The organism is Candidatus Chryseobacterium colombiense, from assembly GCA_029203185.1.
Classification (GTDB): domain Bacteria; phylum Bacteroidota; class Bacteroidia; order Flavobacteriales; family Weeksellaceae; genus Chryseobacterium; species Chryseobacterium colombiense.
Genome location: CP119310.1, coordinates 4,009,953 through 4,033,102 on the forward strand (window position 1 = coordinate 4,009,953; position 23,150 = coordinate 4,033,102).

Here is a 23,150-nt window from a genome sequence, read left to right on the forward strand (position 1 = left end):
TTATACAGTCTGTTTCTTTAGAGACAGGCTTTTTCTGTGTTAATCTGAAGATGGGTAAAACTTTATCCAGAAGGGAAAAGCTTTATTTTATCAGGAAAAGACAATAAAGATATGCAAATACAATGTTGATTCGATATTAAAAATACATAATTATTTTAAGTAAATGATAACCAGTGTTTTGGTGTTTTTTGTTCAAAATGAATTAATATTTGGTTTAATGATTCTTTAATAAATGTTAAAACATTGTTAAAACCCTTATGGACAGGTCGTTTTAATTTTGCGCAAACAAAAAGGATATGCGTAAAGAGACTCAAAAGTTACTGGTTTTGTCACTGTTAGGATTAGTCAGTGTCAATCTAGCGGCTCAGCAAAAAGCTAAGAAAGATACCATTAAAAGTATTGATGAGGTGGTTGTAACAGCATTAGGGATTAAAAGACATGATAAATCTTTGGGATATGTTGCTACAAAAGTAGAGGGAGAAGAATTTACCAAAACTCAGAATAATAACTGGGCACAAGCTTTAGAAGGTAAAGTGGCCGGTTTGAAAATTCAGACAGCGGGATCGGGCCCGTTGGGGACTTCTAAAATTACATTAAGAGGTGCAATTTCTATGAACCTGGATCAGAATGGAGCGCTTATCGTAGTAGATGGAGTACCATTAGGAGGAACCAGCACAAGCAATGGTAGTGATGCGTATGCAGCGGGATCGGGTGGCGATGTACCCGTAGACTTCGGAAATAATTTTAACAGTATCAACCCGGATGATATTGAATCGGTAACGGTATTGCAAGGAGCTTCTGCGGCAGCTTTATATGGTTCTAGAGGAGCAGGCGGGGCCATTATGATTACGACAAAATCAGGAAAAAATAAGAATGGAAAAGTAAATGTAACCTTTAATTCTTCCTCTAGTTTTGATTCAGTTTTAAAATGGCCGGATTATCAGCATGAGTACGGACAGGGAACTTTGGCGAAAAATTCTGCAGGACAATACTATTATTCTTATGGAGCTTCAGCAGATGGAGTAAGTACAGGAGGAACGAGTAGTGCTTTCGGGCCTAAATTTAACGGGCAGTATTATTTTCAATATGACCCAACCATAGAAGGACAAAGTAAATCGAGACAGCTCTGGAGATCTTATGATAATAATGTGAAAGATTTTTGGCAGACGGGGAGCACTTATTCCAATACATTAGGAGTAGAAGCATCTAATCAAAATACAGCTTTCAGGACATCTTTAACCTATCAAAAAAATGAATGGATGATGCCTAATACGGGATTCGACCGTTTTAATTATGCATTGTCACTAGACCATCAGCTGAACTCAAAGCTGAAAGTGGTTGGAAAATTTGCTTTCAACAGTACGAAAAGTGACAATCTTCCGGCGACGGGATATAACAACCAGTCGATTTCGTATTTCATGATTTTCCAGAATCCGAATGTAGATTTGGCTTGGTATAAACCTGTTTGGAAGCAGGGGCAGTATCAGATTGCACAGATTCACCCTTTCAGTTCTTTTATTGATAACCCTTATCTTATTGCGTATGAAATGCTGAATGGTTTAGATAAAAAATTTATCAATAGCAATATCACTGCGACTTATAGTTTAACGAAACAATTTGATATAATGCTTCGTTCCGGGTTAGAAGTAACCAACGAAAAAAGAACAACCAAAAGACCTTGGAATTCCGCGAACTATGCTCAAGGGTATTACAGAGAACAATACATCAAAAATTCCGAGTACAACACAGACTTATTACTTACTTACAAGAATAAACTAGGCAAATTAAACTATAATATTTCTGCCGGAGGAAATATAAGATACAACGAATACGTTCAAAACGATTATAAAGCAACTGGCCTTAGAGTGGCAGGTTTATATGAACTTACGAATGCAGTTTCTTTACAATCTCTGTTTCCAATTCCTGGAGATAAAGAAATGAACAGTATTTATGGTTTGGTAAACTTAAACTATAATAATATTTGGTTTGTAGATGTGACGGCAAGAAATGACTGGAGTAGTGCTTTACCAAAAGAAAACAGGTCTTATTTTTATCCATCTGTAGCCACTTCATTTATTCTTTCCGATGCATTGAAATTGAAGTCAAAATCATTTAACTATTGGAAATTAAGAGGTTCCTGGTCTCAGGTAGGGAATGATACAGAACCTTATAAACTTTATCAATACTTCAATTCTAGTGGCTTTACAGGTGGGGCAGAAACCAACAATGTTTTGCTGAATGCCAATCTGAAGCCGGAAATGAATACCAATATTGAAGCAGGGATGGATTTTGGATTCTTTAATAACCGTTTGAATTATATTGTAACGGTTTATCAAAATAATACTAAAAATCAGATTATTCCGGTACAAACACTTGCAGAAAGTGGCTATACTCAGAGAATGATCAACTCAGGAGAAGTAAGAAACCGGGGTGTTGAGATGATGCTTACCGCTACACCGGTAAAATCCAAAGATTTCTCTTGGAATGTTTCTGCTAACTGGTCTTTAAACAAAAACAAAATACTTTCACTTCCTGCTGAATTTCAAGGGCAGCCTTATACCATGTCAAGTGTTGGAGGAGTTTTATTTTACAATGCTGTTGTAGGAGGTTCTTTAGGAGATATGTATGGATATAAATTACAAAGAGCCCCGGACGGACAGGTAATTTACGGAGCAGATGGTCTTACTGCGAAATCTACAGAAATAGAATACGTAGGAAATGCCTATGCTAAATGGAGGATTGGTTTACAAAACTCTTTCAGGTATAAGAACTTTGCTGTGAGTTTCTCTATTGATGGGCAGTACGGTGGTAGAGCGTATTCACAATCACATCACAAAATGTCTGAGCAGGGTAAGCTTACCAATACTTTGATGGGAAGAGAAAATCCTGAGGGAATGATTGTAGGGCAGGGTGTTGTGCAAAATGCAGACGGAAGCTTTTCTCCAAATACAAAAGGAGTACTTCTTACCAGTTATTATGCGGACTATTACAGAAGAGCCAATATTGAAACTAACTCGTTCGATACCTCTTTCGTTAAACTAAGAGAAGCTAATATTACTTATTATTTCCCTAAAGACTTAGTAAAATCTTTAAAAATGACAGATTTAAGTCTTTCAGTTTTCGGTAGAAACCTTTGGATGTGGACAAAATTCCCACTTTTCGATCCTGAAGCGGCCACTTTAAATAATGGCTCTATCACTCCTGGAGCAGAAGTCGGGCAGTTACCGACAGCCAGAACAGTAGGGATTCAACTTAATGTTAAATTTTAAAAACCTAATCATCAGATAGTCTTTCAAAGATTTTTAAGACAATTCTAAATGACATTTAACAACTATAAATCTACATAATGAAAAATATAATACTTAAATTTTTTGGTCTTTTTGCAGTAGCCTGTACTTTGACTTCTTGCGACAGGAATTTTGAAGAAATAAATACAGATACCAGTAAGTTGTATAATCCTACCGCAGGAAGTTTGCTTGCACCGGTGCAGTATAATATGGCTTCAACGGGATATATGAGGGCCAATGATTTTACGTTTGATATCATGCAGGAGGCTATTGATTTTCCCAATGAATCAGTAACTAACGTAAGCCGATATTATATCAGTGAATCTACAGGAACAGGTTATTGGAATAGTTCCTACAAATGGCTGAAACAAGTAAGAGATATTTACAATCTTGCCACAGCGCAAAACAACAAAAACTATCAGGCAATTGCTATGGTGATGAATGCCTGGCTGTATGCTAATCTTACCGATACTTTTGGAGACATACCTTTTTCTGAAGCATCACAACTTGCCGAAGGAATCAGTCAGCCAAAATTTGATAAACAAAAAGATATTTATATAAAACTTCTTGATGATCTAAAAACAGCCAACTCTCTTTTTGTAACAACCACAACTCTTACAGATACCGATTTGTTTTACAATGCCAACAAAGACGTAAACGGAATCCTGAAATGGAAAAAATTCTGTAATTCACTTTCATTAAGATTGTTGACCAGAATCCTGAAAAAGAACGGTGAGATTAACGTATATCAAAGAATAAACGAAATTGTAAACGACCCTACAACATATCCCATTTTTACCGCAAACACAGACAGTGCAATGCTTGGCATTACAGGAATTGAGCCTCTGAGTGCTCCTATCGCGAGATATCAGGATTTTACTACAGGACGTGCTGCCGGAGAATTTTTTATAAATACAATTAAAAATAATTCAGCGACTGATCCAAGATTAGCGAGGTTTTTTTCTACGGCGAAAGATCTTGCCACCAACGCAAGTTTAGGGTATAAAGGAGCTCCTGTAGGATATGCAGCAGGAACTACTTTTAGCTATCAGCCTTCTAACGTGAGTGCTACAAACTTGGCGATTGCCCCTTTTAATATTTTTGTTATGCATTATTCTGAATTACAATTTATCCTTGCAGAATTAGCATTTAAAGGAATTATCACGGGAAATGCACAAACTTATTACGAAAAAGGAGTCCAGTCTGCTATTGAACAATGGGGACTTACCATGCCTGCAGGATATTTGACAGGTGCTAATGTTGCCTATAACAATACTTTAGAAAGAATCATGATTCAGAAATACCTTGCTCTTTTTTTCGTAGATGGACAACAGTGGTTTGAGCAAAGAAGAACAGGTTATCCAGTAATGCCTAATAACGGGGGATTGCTTAACGATGGCAAAATGCCACAGAGACTTTTATATCCGCCGTTGACAAAAGTATTAAACACAGAAAATTATCAATCGGCAGTTCAGTCTATGGGTGGAGATAATATTAATGTAGTTAACTGGTGGAATCAATAAACTTTCAAAAAGAATAAAAATGAGTACAAAACTTATAATGCCGTGCCTTTTAATTTCAGCAATAGCATTTTCACAAACTTCTGTTTCGGGATATGTGTATGAAGATATCAACAAAAATCAGAAGAAAGAAAATAAAGAAAAAGGAATTGAAGGAGTAGCGATTTCTAATGGGGAGCAGGTTGTTTTAACCGATAAAAATGGAAGATACAGCTTACCGGTTCAGGAAGGGCAAACGATTTTCGTGATTAAACCTTCAGGGTATATGACTCCCGTAAATGAAAATAACTTGCCTCAATATTATTATCAATATAAGCCTAAAGGTTCACCTGCAGATTTTAAATACAAAGGTTCTGCTCCGACGGGAGAGCTTCCGAAAGAAATTAATTTCGCTTTAAACAGGCAGAACGAAAGCAAAAATTTTGATATTCTGGTTTTCGGAGATCCGCAGCCTTATACGGAAAAGCAGTTGGATTATTTTAAAAGAGCGATTGTCAATGAGGTTAAAACGACCAAGAAAAATGCAGTGTTGGGAATCAGTTTAGGAGATTTGGTGGGAGATGATCTAAGCCTGCAAAAACCTTATGCAGAGGTAATGGAGGAGATCGGTTTGCCTTGGTACAATGTGATGGGAAACCATGATATGAATTACGAAGCTAAAGAAGACAGGCTTTCTGATGAAACTTTTGAATCAAATTTTGGACCTGCTAATTATTCTTTCAACTATGGAAATGTTCATTTCATTGTTTTAGACGATATTTTATATCCGGATCCTAGAGACGGAAAAGGCTATTGGGGAGGATTCCGTGAAGATCAGCTGAAATTTGTGGGAAACGATTTGAAACTCGTAGATAAAAACAAATTGATTGTTGTCTCTTTCCACATTCCATTGGAACATAAAAATGAAGACAATTTCAGAAACTCGGACCGTCAGAAATTATTTGATTATTTGGCTCCTTTTCAAAATGCATTGATTTTATCAGCGCATACGCATATTCAACAACAAATTTTCTACGGAAAAGCGGCAGGTTGGAGCGGCTCAAAAGATCTTCATGAATACAACGTAGGAACAACCTGCGGAGATTGGTGGTCCGGAACTTCAGATGATTTGGGATTACCGACCTCAACCATGAGAGACGGTACCGCAAAAGGATATTCTTTTATCAGCTTCAATGACAATCAATATAAAGTTAAATACAAAACAGCTGGGAAACCGGAAGATTATCAGATTAATCTATATGTTCCGAAAGTAATTCCTTACCCATCAAAAACATCTGCGAAAATCTTGGCTAATTTCTTCATGGGAAGCAAAAAAGACAAAGTGGAATACAGGATTGACGACGATAAGTGGGAATCAATGGACTATGATGAAACCTTAGATCCGAATTTTGTAATGTCGGTGTTCAAATGGGATACCACACAAAATATTTTCCCGGGAAGAAGACCTTCAAATCCGGAAATCTCAAAACACATCTGGACAGGAGATTTCTCTAAAAAGCTTTCTTTAGGAAAACATAAAGTTGAGGTAAAGGCGACGGACATGTATGGAAATCAGTTCTCAACATCACAGGAATTTGAGGTTCAAAACTCAATTCTTATTCCTTAATTTTTCAATTTTTATTATACTTTCAAATGAAGCCGGCCCTTTTTAGGGCCGGTTTTGCTTTTCATTAAAGACACTCCAGCTGCTTAAATGTTATGCTTAGCTTGCCGAAACATCCTTTATATGGATACGTATAAAATTTAGGTTTCATCAACATTATCCAGATCATCTTTCGTAAATTTGCTTACACGAATAAAATACTATTTAATATGAATATAAGCGGAAAAAATGCCATCATTACAGGTGGAGGAAGAGGATTAGGAAAAGCGGTAGCATTAGCATTGGCCAATGAAGGAGTGAATATAGGAATTACCGGAAGAAACGAAGAAAACCTTAAAAATACGGTAGAAGAAATCAAAAATATTGGGGTAAACGCAGCTTATGCCGTTTTTTCTGTTGACAATGAAGCTGAAGTAAAATCAGGAATCGAATCTCTGGCAGAACAATTGGGTGGAGTTGATATTCTGATTAACAATGCAGGAATCGGAGACTTCGGTTCCATTGAAGAAATGCCTTCCGAAACTTGGGAACAGGTGATTAAAACCAATCTTTTCGGAGTATATTATGCTGCAAAAGCAGTTCACCCGTTCCTGAAAGCAAAAGGAGAAGGAGATATTGTTAACGTAGCCTCTACAGCAGGTTTGAAAGGCGGACCGAATATGTCAGCGTACGCCGCTTCAAAAGCAGCGGTGGTTTCCTTATCACAATCGATGATGGCAGAATGGAGAAAACAGAATATTCGTGTGATCACACTTACGCCAAGTACAATTGCTTCTGATATGTCCATTCAGGGAGGACTTACAGACGGAAATCCAGACAAGGTGCTTCAGCCGGAAGATTTCGCAGAATGGGTAAGAGATATTCTGAAAATGAACAGACGTGCTTTGATAGCAAATGGTTCTATTTTCTCTACAAATCCATAGAATTCGAAATTCAAAGTTTAGAGTGTAAGGTTTAAAATTAGCAGCAAAGAATTTTTCCTCTATTCTGATAAAGAATCAATAGGAGCGGGCTTTAGCCCGCTTTCTGTTTTCATGGGCTCTATATGGCTTTAGCCAAAGCTTAGAATTTTCCTGCAATAAGAAATCTGTATCATCTTCGTAATCTGTGGAATAAAATCTTCACCAATAAACTTTCCTGGTACATTCATTCAAAAAACGTAAAAATCCCTGATTCCAGCCAAATTTACTTCATCATTTTTTTAACAATAATAACATTAGTATTTTTGCAGCAAATTATTCACATGCAAAATTATTTAGAATTCGATTTTAAAATCTCTCCGCTTCAGCCCTGGAATGAAATATTAATGGCTGAGCTTATTGAGATAGGCTTCGACAGTTTCACAGAAGAGCTGGAAGGGATTTTGGGGTATATTCAGAAAGACTTATTCAATGAAGAAGATCTTAAGGCACTTCCGCTTTTCCAGAATGAAGAAGTAAAAATAGAATACACTTTTCAGGAAATGCCGAATATCAACTGGAATGAAGAATGGGAAAAGAATTTCGAACCGATCAATATTGATGATAAAGTATTAATCAGAGCAGAATTCCATGAATCTGTTCCGGGAATGCATGAGATTATCATTCAGCCCAAAATGTCGTTCGGAACGGGACATCATCCTACGACCCATTTGATGATCCAGCAAATGATGGATATCGATTTCAACGGCAAAAAAGTATTGGATATGGGTTGCGGAACCTCTGTATTGGCGATTTATGCAAAACAAATAGGAGCGGGAGAGACCAAAGCGATTGATATTGACGAATGGTCTGTGGAAAACTCAAAAGAAAATGCTGTAAGAAATAATGTAGAGTTAGATATCGAATTGGGAACTGCTGAAAATTTAGGCAAAGAAAATTACGATATTATTCTAGCCAACATCAATAGAAATATCCTTATTTCAGATATCCCTACCTATGTTTCGGTACTGAATGAAGGTGGTAAATTATTGCTTTCCGGACTATGTTTCTTTGATGTAGATGATATTCTGGAAGTTTGTAAAGAAAATGGCTTAGAACTTAAAAAACAGCTTCAAAGAGAAGAATGGGTAAGCTTATTGCTTGAAAAATAACCACATTTTTTAACCTTAAACTTAGCCTAAACCTAAATTATGAAAACCTTATTCACTGTTTTATTTTTATTCATTATTCAGATTTTTTCCGCGCAGGAAGAAGATTACGAATACGCCAACGGAGTTTTCCATTTTGAAGAAAATAAAACACAGAAAATATTTACGGATTGGACAAGAATCCGACAATCTCCCAATGTGAATGCTCAGATTTTGGATTCTTTGCAGACGAATCAACCGATTGTAATTCTTAAAAAAGAAGAAGCCATTCTGAAGTTGGGAGAAAGAAGAGCCAATTGGTATAAGATTTCCTATCAGAAAGGAGATAAAACTTCCGAAGGTTATGTTTGGGGTGGGAACCTTTGTGTGGGCTACAGAAATAAAAACGGCTATGATTTTCTATTTGGCTTAACGAAAACGGTCAATAAAAAAGACAAACAGTCTCCCGAAATAACGGTCCAGCAAAATATTGCATCGATAAAAGTGCTGGAAGGAAATACTTTGATTGATGAGGTTTCTTTCGAGACGGGTTCAGGTGAAAGCCTGAGTTTTGGGACATTTAATATTGAAAGCAATCATAAATTGCAAAACGTGGAACTGACATTAAAAGCAACTGTTTCCGGCGAAGCATGCGGAATTCCGAGTTATGACCAATATGTTTTGTTTAAAGATAAAAAGATGATTGTTCTTCCTCAGCTTATGAATGTTGGAGATGCCGATATATATTATCACAGCGAAGAATTTGTTTTCCCGAATGATAAAGGCGGAGTTCCGAATGCCTTTATTTTTAAAATGGAAGAAATGGAAAAAGATGACAGGGATCGTGAAAAGAAGAAAAGAGCTTCAAAGACGTATCTTTGGGATGGAAGTTCTTATAAATTGAAATAGAAAAATTTAAAATAAAAACACCTGCTTTAAACAGGTGTTTTTTTATTTAATCAGCCTTATTTTTCAGCAACATCAGAAGGCTATATGCGCCTTTCTGTACAATTTTTTTATCCTTTAAATAATCTGCTTTTAAAATTTCCGTGAAGTGATCATCTGCAATTCCGGTATTCACGGGAATCATCTTATATTTTTTATGGCCCAAATCTTTAAAAATATAATTTTTATTTTCAAAAGAAACAACGGATTCATTAGGAAGACCTATTGTATAACGACTGTTCACGGTAACTTCGGCATTAATGTACATTCCTTTGATAAATTCAGGATTCGGACTTGAAAGTTTCGCAACAGCCATCGACGAACCTCCATTTTCAATACTCGGAACAATACTTATAATTTTTGCAGCCGATTTTTTATCAGGGTTTTGATTGTTGTACACTAAGATCTCCTGTCCGATTTTTACATCATTGACATCATTTTCAAAAACCTTTAATTCAAGCAGTAAACCGGAAGGATTGATAAGCTCAAACAACGTATCCGAAGGATTAATATACTGCCCGTTATTCACTGAAATTTTGCTTACAAAACCACTGAAAGGAGCATAAATATTAATCCTGCTTCTAATATTGGATGAATTTAAACCTTGGGCATTGATTCCAATCATTCTTAGCTTTTCTTCCAGTCCTTTCAATGTTGCATTCAACGTAGAATAATCTGCCTGAGCTATTTGCAGGGTTTTATCACTGCTTGCTTTGCTGGTATTCAGATCTTTTTGACGGTTGAAATTCAGTCTTGCAGATTCCAGTTGTGCTTTGGTTACCAGATAATCCTGTTGAAGCTGAATAAACTGTTGATCTTCAACTACAGCCAAAACCTGTCCTTTATTGAAATGACTTCCGTTAATCACATTGATCGACTTAATATGACCGCCCATAATGCTGGAAACCGAACTGATATGAGACGGCGCAATTTCCACTTTCCCATTTAGACGAACGAGTTTTTGCATTGTTTTTTCCTGAATCATTGTTGTTGTTAAACCAACCGATTGTATTTGCTGATCTGACAATTGAACTGTATTTTGGTCTTTCTCTTTGAATTTTGTGTTTTCGTACACCGTTTTTTCTTCCTCTTTTTTTCCTGAGCAGGAAGTTAAAGCCAGGATTATGCTTAAACTGAAGATTGCTATATTTTTAAGATACATTTCGCTGTTATTTTGATAGTAAGAAATTAAGTTCCGCGCCGATTTGATTGAGCTTCTCGAGATTGTCTATATAATCAACCTTGGTTTTTACAGCCTGGTTGGTCAGAATAACCCAGTCCAGATAATCGATCTCACCCACTTCCATTTGCTTTTGAGCAGTTTTTAAAATCGTTTCAGACTTAGGAAGCTGTTTCCGTTCATAATTTTCAACGATTTTTAGTTGATTGGTATAAAGAGTTACCTGTTGTCCGAATCTGTTTTTCAGTTCAATTTCTTTTAATTGATATTGATTTTCAGAAATCGCCACTTTAGCTTTTGTTGCTTTGGCCAGTGCTCGTTGACCTTTTGTAAACAAAGGAATTCCGACACCGATCTGAACTGCATTAAAACGGTTGTTATTAAGGTTTTTCATGCTTTGGTTCGTGTATCCAATCAATAAGTCCGGCAACAGTTTAGATTTTTCAAGCTGGGCTTCTGCTTCGTTGACTTTAATTTGCTGATGTAAATATTGCAATTCAGGATGTTGCTTAACCATTTCTTCTGAGACCTGAAGATTAATATTCATCGTTGGTTTATCAGAAATTGGCTGATACTGTGAATCTGACTGAAGCAGTAACTGAAGCTGAAGTTGGGCAATATTCAAATCATTTTCAAGCATATTCAATTGATTTTTTGCCTGTTCCTTTTGAATTTCAGCGGTAGATTCTTCCATAATATTGGCTTCTCCTTTTTTCAGTCTCAGGCTGGCTTTATCGGCAAAACTGCTGTACAGTCCGCTGATGTATTCAATCACTTTTTTCTTTTCCTGAAGCGTCAGAATTCGGTAAAAAACATCGGAAACTTCCTTCGTCAGTTGGGCTTTTGTCAGACTTTGGTTGATAACACTCGCATTCCATTCCGCATCCAACATTTGTTTTCTTTTAGTATAAACCGTCGGAAAACTGAAACGTTGGGAAATGGAGAACGAATTATCAGTTTCAACACCATTGATTTGCCCGATTTGTGTACTGACTTCTGTTTGGGGAATATCTAGATAACTCGCCTTTAATTTTTCCTGATATTCAGAAACTAATCTTGAATTTTTTAAAGTCCCGTTTTGCTGAAAAGCTTTTTCCAGAGCCTGTTCGTAAGTAATATTTTCCTGTGCGTTCATCATTCCGAAAGAAATCAGGAATAAGAATGCCGCTATTTTTTTATGTTGGTTTGAAAATTTCATTTTAATTACATTATAATTGATTTATGAATGAGCCTGATACTTTTTCTTTTTACTGATCCGTTCAAATAAGACATACAGAATGGGTAAAACGAATAAAGTCAGAAGCGTTGCAAGCATCAAACCTCCGATAACTACGGTTGCTAAAGGTCGCTGAACTTCCGCTCCGGCTCCGTTACTGATGGCCATCGGTAAAAATCCTAATGAAGCCACAAAAGCGGTCATTAAAACCGGACGAAGACGGATTCTCGTTCCCATCAAAACGATCCGGCTTAAGTTGGTAACACCATCTTTTTTCAGACGGTTGAACTCGGAAATCAAAACAATTCCGTTCAAAACAGCCACTCCGAAAAGAGCGATAAATCCAACGCCGGCACTGATGCTGAAAGGCATTCCTCGCAGTGCTAAAAAGTAAATCCCTCCAATTGCAGACAATGGAATCGCTGTGTAAATCAGCAAACTGTGTTTTACAGAACCGAAAGCAAAGAACAGCAATAAGAAAATCATGACTAGAGAAATCGGAACGGCAATTCCTAATCTGGATTTGGCTTCATTTAAATTTTCAAAAGCGCCGCCGTAAGAAATGGTGTACCCTGCGGATAGCTTTAAGTCTTTATCAACCTTCTGCTGAAGCTCTTCCACGATACTTTGAACATCTCTTCCTCGAACATTAAATCCAACCACGATTCTACGTTTTGTATTCTCTCTTTGAATCTGATTCGGACTTTCTTTTAATTCTACTTTTGCCAGTTGAGACAAAGGAATTTGTTCACCATTCGGAGTCGGAACCAATAGATTCTGAATGCTTGAAATATCTTTTTTGTGCTCATTATCCATTCTTACCACCACATCAAATTTTCTTTCCCCTTCATATAAGGCCCCTGCAGTTTGTCCTGCAAAAGCCATATTGATGACCCGGTTAATTTCCGCCACGGAAATATTATAACGCGAAAGTTCAGCCCGGTTATAGTCAATCACCACTTGCGGAGCACCTACAACAGGCTCCAGATATAAATCCTGAGCACCATTGACGGTTGAAATAATTCCGCCTAATTTCTTCGCATACGTTGCGAGGCTGTCTAGATCTTCACCATAAATCTTACATACCACATCCTGTTTTGCTCCTGTCATCAGCTCATTGAAACGCATCTGAACCGGAAACTGAAAACTGGCGGTAAGTCCTGGAATGACCTGTAAAGCTTTATTCATTTTCTCTGAAAGTTCAGGGAACGAATGCGCGGAAGTCCATTCTTTTTTAGGTTTTAAAACAACAATCATATCGCCTCCGTCCATCGGCATCGGATCGGTTGGGATTTCTCCGCTTCCGATTTTCATCACGACTTTCTGAACTTCAGGAAACTGTTTTAATAAAATCTTAGCGGCTTGTGTGGTTACTTTTTTTGTTTCTTCGATATTGCTTCCCTGAAGAATTCTCATTTCCACTGCAAAGTCACCTTCTTCCAGAGATGGGATAAATTCTCCACCCATTTTTGAAAGCACGAAAACGGCTCCTGCAAACAAAATAATAACCGTTGCAATGATTGTTTTTCTGAATTTTAAAGCTTTAATCAATAATTTCTGATGACCAGTTTCCACTTTTGCCATCACTCTGTCAGAAATATTGTCTTTCGTTTTTTTCTTTCGGCTTAATACCAGGGAGCTCATCATCGGAATATAAGTCAGTGACAGTAAAAATGCACCAATTAACGCAAAAGCAACGGTTTGCGCCATCGGCTTGAACATTTTTCCTTCGATTCCCTGTAGCGTAAAAATAGGTAGGTAAACAATTAAGATAATGATCTGTCCGAAAACGGCACTGTTCACCATTTTTGTCGCCGAACTTGAAACCTGGGCATCCATTTCAGATTTTGAAAGCATATTGTCTTTTCCGAAATGTTTTTTGTGGGCTAACTGATGCAGAACGGCTTCCACAATGATTACAGCACCATCAACAATCAGTCCGAAATCCAAAGCACCGAGACTCATTAAATTTCCTCCGACTCCGAAAATATTCATCATAATAATCGCAAAAAGCATCGCCAAAGGAATTACGGAAGCCACTAATAATCCTGCTCTGAAATTTCCAAGGAATAAAACCAGAATGAAAACGACAATTAAAGCGCCTTCCATTAAATTGGTTTTTACGGTACTGATGGTGTTGTTTACCATTTTCGCCCTGTCTAAAAATGGCTCGATGACAACACCTTCCGGTAAAGATTCCTGAATCTTGTCTAGTTTTTGTTTGATATTTCCGATTACTTCATTGGCATTTTCTCCTTTTAACATCAAAACAATGGCTCCGGATACTTCACCCTCGTCATTATAAGTCATCGCACCATATCGTGTTGCAAAGCCAATATTCACCTTCGCAACATCTTTAATATGAACCGGAATTCCTTCTTTTGTATTGGAAACCTGAATATTATTTATATCTTCAATGCTTCCTAAAAGACCTTCACTACGGATAAAAAGAACGGTTTCTTTTTTTTCAATATAAGCTCCTCCTGTGTTTTGATTGTTCTTTTCCAACGCATCAAAAACATCATTAATGGTGATATCAAAAGCCTGAAGCTGATTAGGATTGATGGCAATTTCGTACTGTTTTAATTTGCCTCCGAAACTGCTGACATCGGCGACTCCTTTTGTCCCTAATAATTGTCGGCGAATTACCCAGTCCTGAATGGTTCTCAGTTCCGTTTCATTATAAACGTGCTCGTAACCTTTTTTAGCCCTGACTACATACTGGAAAATTTCTCCCAATCCCGATGAGATAGGTCCTAATTCCGGTTTTCCAATTCCTGCGGGAATATTTTCCTGAACCAGCTGTAAACGTTCCTGAACTTGTTGTCGAGCCCAGTATACATCTGTTTTATCGTTAAAAACAACTGTTACTAAAGATAGTCCGAAACGCGAAAAGCTTCGGAGTTCTGTAATTCCGTTGATGTTGCTGGTAGCCTGTTCTATCGGGAAGGTTACCAGTCGTTCGATATCTGCTGCTCCGTAAGATGGTGCCACGGTAATAACCTGAACCTGATTACTTGTAATATCGGGTTGTGCATCTATGGGAAGTTTGGTCGTTTCATAAATTCCAAAAAGGATAAGCGCAATAGTAAACAGCGCAATGATGAGTTTATTCTTTACAGAAAACTCAATGATTTTATTTAACATGAAAAATGTATTAATTGAACTAAATAGAAATCGACTGCTCTAGGTGAATCCTAAAACATTGATATTTAACTTAAAATCAATTAACAAAAGCGGGGTGGCTGGAAAATACGGGAAAGATAGCTGCTCGATTTATCTTTTTCCTCAAAAATAGTGGGTTTGGGAGAAATGATGATCTCTTTGATTTTTTCGATACGGTAAGTATCCTGTGGAAGCTGAGCGTGAATCATCAGTACAACAGACGGATTGATAAAAGGCAATTTTTGATCGGTATCCCAGTCTGCATCTTTATGATGGTTGTCATAATGCTCAACCATAAATTCTGAAAAGCTTCCCTGGTATTCCATTAAATGCTCTATCAATACAGGTACTTTCAACACTTCCGAAACATTGGTCGTTGCAAATACATATATCATTGAGCATAGTATGGAAAACCATCTTAACATGTCTGCAAAGATAAGATTTTTTAGTGGTAATCAGGGGTAGAGTTTGTTAAATTTCAGTTTCGGGGTAATGATTTTCATTGATTTTATAATAGCTTTAAGTGTTTTTAATTTTTTTATATAAAGTAAATCATAACGTGAAATAAAAGAGACAGCATATGAAGCTTTTTTTGAATCTACAATAAATAATTATTAGATTTGGATGCTGGATTCAGGTAATCCATAGAAAATAAATGATGAAAAATTGTGAGATGATGAATGTATTTGAAAGCTACCTATTTTCAACCGGAGAATTATCAGCTGAGGAAATTAACTATTCTAAACAGTTCTTCAAGCCGGTCCGCTTAAAAAAAGGTGATTTTTTTATTCGTGAAGGTGAAATCTGTCTCCATATTGGATTTATTGCTAATGGAGCAGTAAAAGCATATGCAATTGACCAGGAAGGAAAAGAAAATATAACCTGCTTCAAGTTTGAAAATGAGTTTGTCACGTCGTTTCCGGAGTTTGTTGCACAGGAAAAATCCAGAAGGAGTATAAAGACTATAGAAGATAGCTTAATCTATACAATAAGCTACGCTGATTATCAGCATCTGCTTGGTCAGTTGACCACCTGGAATGGAGTGATAAAATCAGTGATAGAGAAGGAGTATAAACAAAAAGAAAGTTATCTGCTGAATTATAATAATAGATCGGCTGTCGATAAATACCGTCATGTTCTGTCCAGCGAACCTATACTTGTTCAGCGTGTAGCAACGCAGGATCTGGCATCGTATCTGGGCATCACACAGCGATCACTGACAAGGGCGAAAGGGCAAATCCATAGACCAAATGTATTATAGGACAAATGTCCTTATCCGATCAGGCGCATCAACATAAATTTGCACAAAAAAATTATGTTACGTCAAATTGCTCCCAAAGTGTTCCAAATTCCACTGATGCCACGAAATAGCATCAACTGCTATATTATCGAAGGTGTATTGGTAGATTCAGGAATACGCAGTTCATATACCACAATAAAGAAAGCTCTCCGGGAAGTCCCAGTTTATCAACATATTCTGACGCATGCTCATGCGGATCATCAGGGATGTAGTGATCAGATATGTGCAGAGTTCTCAATTCCATTACTCTGTCATCCCGATGAAGTTTTCAGGACTGAAACGGGCATGGTGACCAATGATTATCCAACTCCTCAACATTGGATCGCAAAACTGCAGCAAAAGTATTGGGCAGGTCAGGGACATCAAGTCGACCAAACTATTGTTGAAAATGATAGTATCGGGAATTTTAGGGTCATAGAGACGCCTGGACATTCGCCCGGACATATTTCTTTATTCCGCGAGAGGGATGGTGTATTAATCATTGGAGATTCAGCGACAAATATGAACCTGCTTACTACAGTGGCTGGTTTGCGGCTTCCGCCAAATATGTTCACCACAGATCAACAGCGCAACATCAAATCACTCCAAAAATTAGCACAATTGAACCCTTCCGTTATCTGTTTCGGTCACGGACCAGTCCTGCAAAATACAAATCGTAAGTTCGAGCAATTTGTGGCTAGATTTTAAAGCAACGACTTTAATGTATACATTGGGTTTAAAAGTAAAATTTTTATACTCCAACATTCTCTATATGGTTTGGAAAATTAGACTCCGAAATGATATTTACAAAGTGTATAATAACAAAAAACCTCACAATTCTTAATTGTGAGGTTTCGTGAGCGCGAAAGGATTCGAACCTTTGACCGTCTGCTTAGAAGGCAGATGCTCTATCCAGCTGAGCTACGCACCCTAAAATATTTTGATTGTCGGGGCGGCAGGATTCGAACCTGCGACCTCCTGGTCCCAAACCAGGCGCGATGACCGGACTACGCTACGCCCCGATTGAAGTCATCTTTTAACAAGAATTACCTTGTTTTTTGTGGGTGCAAATATAGAATGTTTTTTTTAATTATGAAAATAAATGTACAATAATTTTTTATTAATTTTTTTGAATTGATTATTGTTGTTTTTATAAGATTAATAATCATTGCTTTAAGTGAAAAGGTTTGCAATTTAAAATCTAATTTGTTTTGGATTAGTATGAGGTGAAAAAATAAAAATGGATTGAAGATTAAAACGTCGTGCTTCATCTGTGGAAATATTTTAAAACAGAAAGTTGAAAAGTGGTAAAAATATAAGAGACCGAAAATATATTATAACCTCAAAAGTATAAAACTATAATTATTGGTTTGGGTTTTGTTCGACTCTCCTTCGAGACTTGTTCGGGTGAACTTCTTAAAAAAGTCCATTTTTCCGAAGAATTCTCGAAGCTGATCCGAAGAACACCCGAAGAAAAGGATAATATCAGTCAGAACCAACCAAAAACCAATTGCTGTTTTGATAAAGGATTGAATACGTATTTCTGCTATACTTTCGTGTTTACCCTCTCGGAAAAAATAGAAGTAGCCTAGGTAGATTAATAAATAAACCGTCTAAGATAAAAACACGACAGACTTTGTCGCTGCACAATAATACCTTTGTTTCAGCGTTATCAGCGATAAATTAACACTAAAATAACCAGATGAATTTCCGAAATATTTCAATACAAACCCTGTTCATATGAAGTAAAAACCATATTTTTGCAACGTTTTTAAAAAATTAATAACAGTAAACTTAAACATACACGGGATGAAAAAACTCTATATCGGTGCATACCTTCTATGCACAGTTCTGAGCCTATCCGCTCAGGAAGTTCTATGGCAGAAAGACATCAAATCTAATACCCAGGATTTTCTAAGCCAGGTGACTCCCACCGTAGCCCTTCAGTACTTAATTACCGGAAGCTCCATTCAGTCTAAAAGCCTGTCGCAAGCAGCCGGCAGCCAAAAGCAGAACAACGGTTACGATTTCCATCTCGTAAAACTCAATCAACAGGGCGAAGCCGTCTGGGAAAAATACTTTGTAGGCAAGAACCATGATTACCTTTCCGCATCCCTTTCCACTCAGGATGGAGGCTTTGTTCTCGCAGGAACTTCCTATTCAGGCAAAGGGCTAGACAAAAAAGACGACTCCAAAGGAGGCTCCGATATCTGGCTTATCAGAATCAATGAATTCGGAGATGAATTATGGCAGAAAACCATTGGAAGCACTTCCGATGAAGAAGCCAGAGCCGTCATTCAAACCACTGACTTAGGATTCTTTGTCGCAGGAAACGTTCAAAACTCCGCGCAAGGTTACGGTTCCAAAGATGTTCTTGTCATTAAACTAGACAAAGACGGAAAAGAAATTTCCCAACTCATTTTAGGCGGAAAAGGCTTAGACGAAGTAGAAAAAATGATTCCCACCAGAGATGGAGGAGTTTTACTCGGAGTCTATTCAAGGAGTTCCGAGGTTCGAGGTTCGGGTTCCGGGTTACAGAATTCGGAGACAAATTCAGGTACTGGCAGTACTACCACGAATCCCGTATCCCGTCACCCTAAATCCACGAATAATCAAGGAGAAGGCGATTACTGGATCATTAAACTCAGCAAAGACGGCAAAGTAGAATGGGAAAAGAACTATGGCGGAACAGGAGATGATCACTTAAGAACTATGGCTATGACCACTTCAGGTTTTATCATCGGAGGCGAAAGCCGTTCAGAAAGATCAGGCAATAAAACCGTAGGCGTAGAAGAAGGTACCGACCTTTGGCTCATCTCCTTAAATGAAAAAGGCGAAGAAATCTGGCAGAAATCCTACAATTTTAAGAACAGGGATGTTTTAATGGGCATGCATGTCATCTTAGGCCACAATGAAAGAGAAAAAAATAAAGACCTAACCAAAGGAATCTTACTCGGAGGCTATACCCAGGCAGAAGGCAGGATAGAAACCGATGATGAAACATTCTGGATGCTGTATGTAGATGAAAACGGCAATGAACAGTGGCGAAAACACGTCAAAGGAGAATCCAGAAAAAGAGAAGAAAGATTAGCAGATATTAAATTAAACCGGGACGGATCCATTATCCTGGCAGGAACCAGTGCCGAAGAACTGGGCAAAGAGAACTGGAAAATTGTAAAGCTTGGAGATCAGCAAGTAGACCAATTAATAGAAAAGCAGGATATCAACATCTATCCGAATCCCGTATCCGATTATGCGTATGTAGAGATTGGCTTTGAATTCAAGGAAGCGGATATTACGATGTATGATATGTCAGGAAGACAGCTTCAACAAATAAAAACCAAGAACAAGGTAACGAAGATCAATACTCAGCCTTTGATACAGGGAGCTTACCTGATTACGATTAAAACAGATACCAACAAAACTGCGAATGCTAAATTGATTAAAAAATAATGAAAAGACTACATATACTATTTACGATTGTATTGCTGCTATTTTCCAGCCTTTATTTTTCACAATCGACGGGTTCTTCTGTAAGTAACCCAATGGATAACATCAATCAGATGTATCCTGCGGCACCTACATCTAATAACTTAATGAGGTTTGAAGAAGTACCTGTGAGTAATTATACAGGAATTCCGGATATTAAAATTCCTATTACAAGCATATCTACAAAATCTCCCGGTGTAAAGGTTAATGTATCATTAAATTACCATCCGAACACGGCAAAACCGGAAGATAAATCTTCGGAAGTAGGGCTTGGCTGGAGTTTGTTTGCAGGTGGGTCGATTTCCAGAACCGTCGTTAATGGACCGGACGGGGATGTTGTCATTCCAAATCCGCATCAGCCGGCAAAAACCGGAATTTATTATGATGAATTTTCTCCCGGTTCTGAAACAAATCTTACAAGAAAATTTCTGGACTCTCTTGAAACGGCAGGAACTTATGTTCCTGTTCTGGTGTCTCCAACCTATAACAGCTTTTTAAATTTTGCCTATAAAGCTTGTTATTTGAATTTATTTGATACGGAATATGATCTGTATCAGTATAATTTCATGGGGTATAGCGGCAGATTTATTATTAAAAAAAAATCAAGCAATCAGTTGTATGTTCAAAAGCTTGATGAAAACAATCTGAAAATTGAAATTAGCTCACTAAACCCAAGTAAAACATATGATGTCGCTAGCTTTACCATCACTGATGAATTGGGAAATAAATATATTTTCAATGTGACGGAAAGTTCGGAAATCACATCCTACAGCCACAGAATAGGGTTTAATGGATATATTAGTGATAATATGTATAATATAGGAACTATTACCTCTGCTTTTCATCTGGGTGAGGTTCAGGATGTATCGGGAGATATGTTGTTAAAGTTCAATTACTATCCGTTAAGTCCGGTTTTCTTTACGACGAACTCGAGTATTACAAGGGATGTTTGGAATCCGATTGAAAATTCTTATACCTATCCTCATAATTTTGGAAATGTAATTCCGGCTGCACAGGAATTTTCTACCAACAGCATCCATTCGCAAACAAGGCTGCTGAAAGATATAGAAGTCGTAGGGCGAGGAAAAATTAATCTTTCCTATCTCCAAAACAGAACAGATACCAATTATAGTAATCCAACTCAACTCAGTAAACTTGATTATATTCAAATTCTGAATCCGGCGGGTAACATTATGGATACCTATAAATTCAATTATTCAAATTTCAGTTTTAATTTACACGACACGCAGGAATACCGTTTAAAATTGGATAATATAAGTGTTTTTGATGCTTCGCAACAGAAAAAATATGATTATCAGTTGAAGTATACGAGTGATGTCCCATTATCTTCTTCAAAGCTGAATATCGATCATTGGGGGTGGTTCAATTGTATTAAGCCTACTGATAATGTTCTTTTAGCCAGAACTCCGTCTCCTGCATGTATAAAATACAATATTTTGGAAAGTATCAAATTGCCGACCGGTGGAATACAGAAATACAATTTCGAAAGCAATACCTATTCATTTATCGGTTCTGAACCGGCCGATATTTATGATAACCCGGATAACTGGAACACCAACAGCTATATGACTATCCATAGCGGATCCCAGCAAAACGTAAAGAATTATTTCTTCTCGTTGTCCAGTGCACAGAAGATGGAGTTTAGTTTCCCGGATATTGAGGGTAATTATAATGTCAGAAACAATACCTGGACGCTTAGTATTTATAAAAAAGTTGGGAGTGTTTATAATCCCGTTGCGGTTATCGGACCATCAGTTGATCCGGATCCTGATTTTCCGGTGTATCATGTGAGAAATTTAGATGCTGGTGATTATTACACCACATTCCAGGTTATTTCAAATACCAGCTATGTTAATTATGGCCAGGTAAAAATAACTGCGGAGTTTAAAGAAAAGAAAAACACGAACCTTACCCAATATGTAAACGGAGGCGGTATCAGGATAAAAAATATCAGCTATTATACGGATGAAAATAGCTCTGTGTCTGCAAAATCGGTAAACTTTGCTTACAATAACATTGAAGGCGGACTGGAAAGTTCAGGCGCTTTAATTTATCCGAAACCGCTGCACGAATATATTTACGATTACAGCAATATCTTTACGGGATCGGCAGGATCTGTAAGTTTTGATAAAAGATATACCATACTATCCTCCGACAATTTTATTCCCGCTCAAAAAACGCAGGGGGGAGATGTAGGATATAAAACTGTATCGGTTTCAGAATTAAATAAAGGAAAGTCTATTTATACCTATACCTATCCTGAGGACACTCCGAATGCTATATTTCCTTCGTCTTTTGCTCCTCCGTTTATATCATATCCGAATTTTGATTTTAAAAGAGGACTTTTGGTTAAAGAAAGAAAGGTGGATATATCCAATAATAATTTATATGTAAGTGATAATGTACATCAGCTTCGCTCTGTTTATAAATATACGGGAATCAAATTTCAATATCCGGATTCGCCTTATAAAGAGTTTACAACGGGTGGTGCATTTGTAGATTATGATCATTATCGTCAAATGTGCATAAATGGTACTCCTACCCCAAACTGTAATTTCTATAAAGATCCCAAAATTTTTGTCAATTTGGAAGTGGTAGGAAAAGCCAATATGACTCATTCTGTTTCAAAAGATTATAACAACGGAAGTTATATCCAAACAACTACTAATATTTTATTTAATGCGAGAGACCTTCCGATTAAGAACGAAACGATGCTGCCGTCTCAGGAAGTTAATGAGACCCTTTATTCTTATGCCCACGAAAAAGGCAATCAGTTGATGATCGATAAAAACATGGTTGCTATTCCATTGGAAACGGAGGTTAAAAAAAACGGAAAAACCATTAGCAAAGTAGAGACATTGTATGCTGTAAACCAGACAGAAGCAGATGCTAAAACTTCAGGATTGGTTTTGCCTTATAAAATTAATTCTACAGATTTATTAAATGTGGTTTCCACAGAAGTCATTTATGACAAGTATGATAACAAAGGAAACTTACAGCAGTACACCAAGAAGAACGGAATTCCCACTACCGTCATCTGGGGCTACAACACTACCCAGCCCATTGCCAAGATAGAAGGGGCTAAACTTTCCGATATCAGCCAGTCTCTGATTGATACCGTTGTTTCTGCTTCCAATACCGATGCAGCAGCTGCTCTTAACAACGACGAAACTGCATTATTAGCAGCTCTGAATACCTTCAGTACCGATGCAAGCCTATCCAGGTATCAGATCACCACCTATACGTACGATCCATTGGTTGGTGTAAGAAGCATTACTCCTCCGTCAGGAATTAGGGAAGTATATATCTATGACTCAGCCAACCGCTTGAAAGAAGTAAGAGAACAAAATCAAACAGGTAAACTCTTAAAAGAATACCAGTACAACTACAAACACTAA

General features: G+C 37.3%; 12 protein-coding genes, 2 tRNA genes and 1 pseudogene. 10 read left to right on the forward strand and 5 right to left on the reverse strand.

Annotated features, from left to right (window positions below):
• The first annotated feature begins 296 nt into the window (after positions 1–296).
• From P0Y62_18280 to P0Y62_18305, 6 genes are all read left to right on the forward strand, one after another.
• Complete coding sequence (locus P0Y62_18280) at positions 297–3,269, forward strand: SusC/RagA family TonB-linked outer membrane protein (GenBank protein WEK69748.1); 2,973 nt, start codon at positions 297–299, stop codon at positions 3,267–3,269.
• 77 nt (positions 3,270–3,346) lie between these two features.
• Positions 3,347–4,810 (forward strand): SusD/RagB family nutrient-binding outer membrane lipoprotein, encoded by a 1,464-nt coding sequence (locus P0Y62_18285; GenBank protein ID WEK69749.1) that lies wholly within the window; start codon positions 3,347–3,349, stop codon positions 4,808–4,810.
• A 19-nt stretch (positions 4,811–4,829) separates the two neighbouring features.
• Entirely contained in the window at positions 4,830–6,413 is a 1,584-nt protein-coding gene (locus P0Y62_18290) for a calcineurin-like phosphoesterase C-terminal domain-containing protein (GenBank protein WEK69750.1), read from the forward strand.
• Positions 6,414–6,619: 206 nt separating this feature from the next.
• Positions 6,620–7,333 carry a 3-ketoacyl-ACP reductase gene (locus P0Y62_18295; protein WEK69751.1) on the forward strand — a complete coding sequence of 238 codons (714 nt, stop codon included), beginning with the start codon at positions 6,620–6,622 and terminating at the stop codon, positions 7,331–7,333.
• Between the two features lie 320 nt (positions 7,334–7,653).
• The gene (prmA, locus tag P0Y62_18300; protein WEK69752.1) at positions 7,654–8,481 is read left to right on the forward strand and encodes a 50S ribosomal protein L11 methyltransferase; all 828 of its coding nucleotides are present in this window, start codon (positions 7,654–7,656) and stop codon (positions 8,479–8,481) included.
• Between the two features lie 39 nt (positions 8,482–8,520).
• Positions 8,521–9,366 carry an SH3 domain-containing protein gene (locus P0Y62_18305; GenBank protein WEK69753.1) on the forward strand — a complete coding sequence of 282 codons (846 nt, stop codon included), beginning with the start codon at positions 8,521–8,523 and terminating at the stop codon, positions 9,364–9,366.
• A gap of 46 nt (positions 9,367–9,412) precedes the next feature.
• Here the strand turns inward: P0Y62_18305 and P0Y62_18310 are convergent, their stop codons facing one another.
• The 3 genes and pseudogenes from P0Y62_18310 to P0Y62_18320 all read right to left on the reverse strand — a co-directional run bounded on the left by P0Y62_18310 (position 9,413) and on the right by P0Y62_18320 (position 15,358).
• Positions 9,413–10,564 carry an efflux RND transporter periplasmic adaptor subunit gene (locus P0Y62_18310; protein ID WEK69754.1) on the reverse strand — a complete coding sequence of 384 codons (1,152 nt, stop codon included), beginning with the start codon at positions 10,562–10,564 and terminating at the stop codon, positions 9,413–9,415.
• Positions 10,565–10,571: 7 nt separating this feature from the next.
• Positions 10,572–14,945 (reverse strand): annotated as a pseudogene (locus P0Y62_18315) (CusA/CzcA family heavy metal efflux RND transporter).
• 80 nt (positions 14,946–15,025) lie between these two features.
• Positions 15,026–15,358 (reverse strand): hypothetical protein, encoded by a 333-nt coding sequence (locus P0Y62_18320; protein WEK69755.1) that lies wholly within the window; start codon positions 15,356–15,358, stop codon positions 15,026–15,028.
• Between the two features lie 278 nt (positions 15,359–15,636).
• Between P0Y62_18320 and P0Y62_18325 the strand changes: the two genes are divergently transcribed.
• Positions 15,637–16,224, forward strand: a complete 588-nt coding sequence (locus P0Y62_18325; GenBank protein ID WEK69756.1) for a Crp/Fnr family transcriptional regulator — start codon at positions 15,637–15,639, stop codon at positions 16,222–16,224.
• A gap of 54 nt (positions 16,225–16,278) precedes the next feature.
• Complete coding sequence (locus P0Y62_18330) at positions 16,279–16,950, forward strand: MBL fold metallo-hydrolase (GenBank protein ID WEK69757.1); 672 nt, start codon at positions 16,279–16,281, stop codon at positions 16,948–16,950.
• 149 nt (positions 16,951–17,099) lie between these two features.
• Here the strand turns inward: P0Y62_18330 and P0Y62_18335 are convergent.
• Positions 17,100–17,173: transfer RNA gene (locus P0Y62_18335), tRNA-Arg, on the reverse strand.
• Between the two features lie 16 nt (positions 17,174–17,189).
• Positions 17,190–17,264 (reverse strand) — tRNA-Pro (locus tag P0Y62_18340).
• 787 nt (positions 17,265–18,051) lie between these two features.
• On the opposite strand from P0Y62_18340, the gene P0Y62_18345 reads away from it, so the two are divergent.
• Together P0Y62_18345 and P0Y62_18350 are read left to right on the forward strand one after the other, a co-directional pair.
• Positions 18,052–19,695 carry a T9SS type A sorting domain-containing protein gene (locus tag P0Y62_18345; GenBank protein ID WEK69758.1) on the forward strand — a complete coding sequence of 548 codons (1,644 nt, stop codon included), beginning with the start codon at positions 18,052–18,054 and terminating at the stop codon, positions 19,693–19,695.
• A complete protein-coding gene (locus P0Y62_18350) occupies positions 19,695–23,150 on the forward strand; it encodes a hypothetical protein (protein WEK69759.1) in 3,456 nt (1,151 codons plus the stop codon). Before P0Y62_18345 ends, P0Y62_18350 begins: the two co-directional genes overlap by 1 nt.

Coding starts and splice junctions, on each gene's coding strand:
- prmA (WEK69752.1), top strand. CDS start 7,654: ATGCAAAATTATTTAGAATTCGATTTTAAAATCTCTCCGCTTCAGCCC.
- P0Y62_18330 (WEK69757.1), top strand. CDS start 16,279: ATGTTACGTCAAATTGCTCCCAAAGTGTTCCAAATTCCACTGATGCCA.
- P0Y62_18320 (WEK69755.1), bottom strand. CDS start 15,358: ATGATATATGTATTTGCAACGACCAATGTTTCGGAAGTGTTGAAAGTA.
- P0Y62_18290 (WEK69750.1), top strand. CDS start 4,830: ATGAGTACAAAACTTATAATGCCGTGCCTTTTAATTTCAGCAATAGCA.
- P0Y62_18305 (WEK69753.1), top strand. CDS start 8,521: ATGAAAACCTTATTCACTGTTTTATTTTTATTCATTATTCAGATTTTT.
- P0Y62_18310 (WEK69754.1), bottom strand. CDS start 10,564: ATGTATCTTAAAAATATAGCAATCTTCAGTTTAAGCATAATCCTGGCT.
- P0Y62_18285 (WEK69749.1), top strand. CDS start 3,347: ATGAAAAATATAATACTTAAATTTTTTGGTCTTTTTGCAGTAGCCTGT.
- P0Y62_18345 (WEK69758.1), top strand. CDS start 18,052: ATGAAAAAACTCTATATCGGTGCATACCTTCTATGCACAGTTCTGAGC.
- P0Y62_18295 (WEK69751.1), top strand. CDS start 6,620: ATGAATATAAGCGGAAAAAATGCCATCATTACAGGTGGAGGAAGAGGA.
- P0Y62_18280 (WEK69748.1), top strand. CDS start 297: ATGCGTAAAGAGACTCAAAAGTTACTGGTTTTGTCACTGTTAGGATTA.
- P0Y62_18325 (WEK69756.1), top strand. CDS start 15,637: ATGATGAATGTATTTGAAAGCTACCTATTTTCAACCGGAGAATTATCA.
- P0Y62_18350 (WEK69759.1), top strand. CDS start 19,695: ATGAAAAGACTACATATACTATTTACGATTGTATTGCTGCTATTTTCC.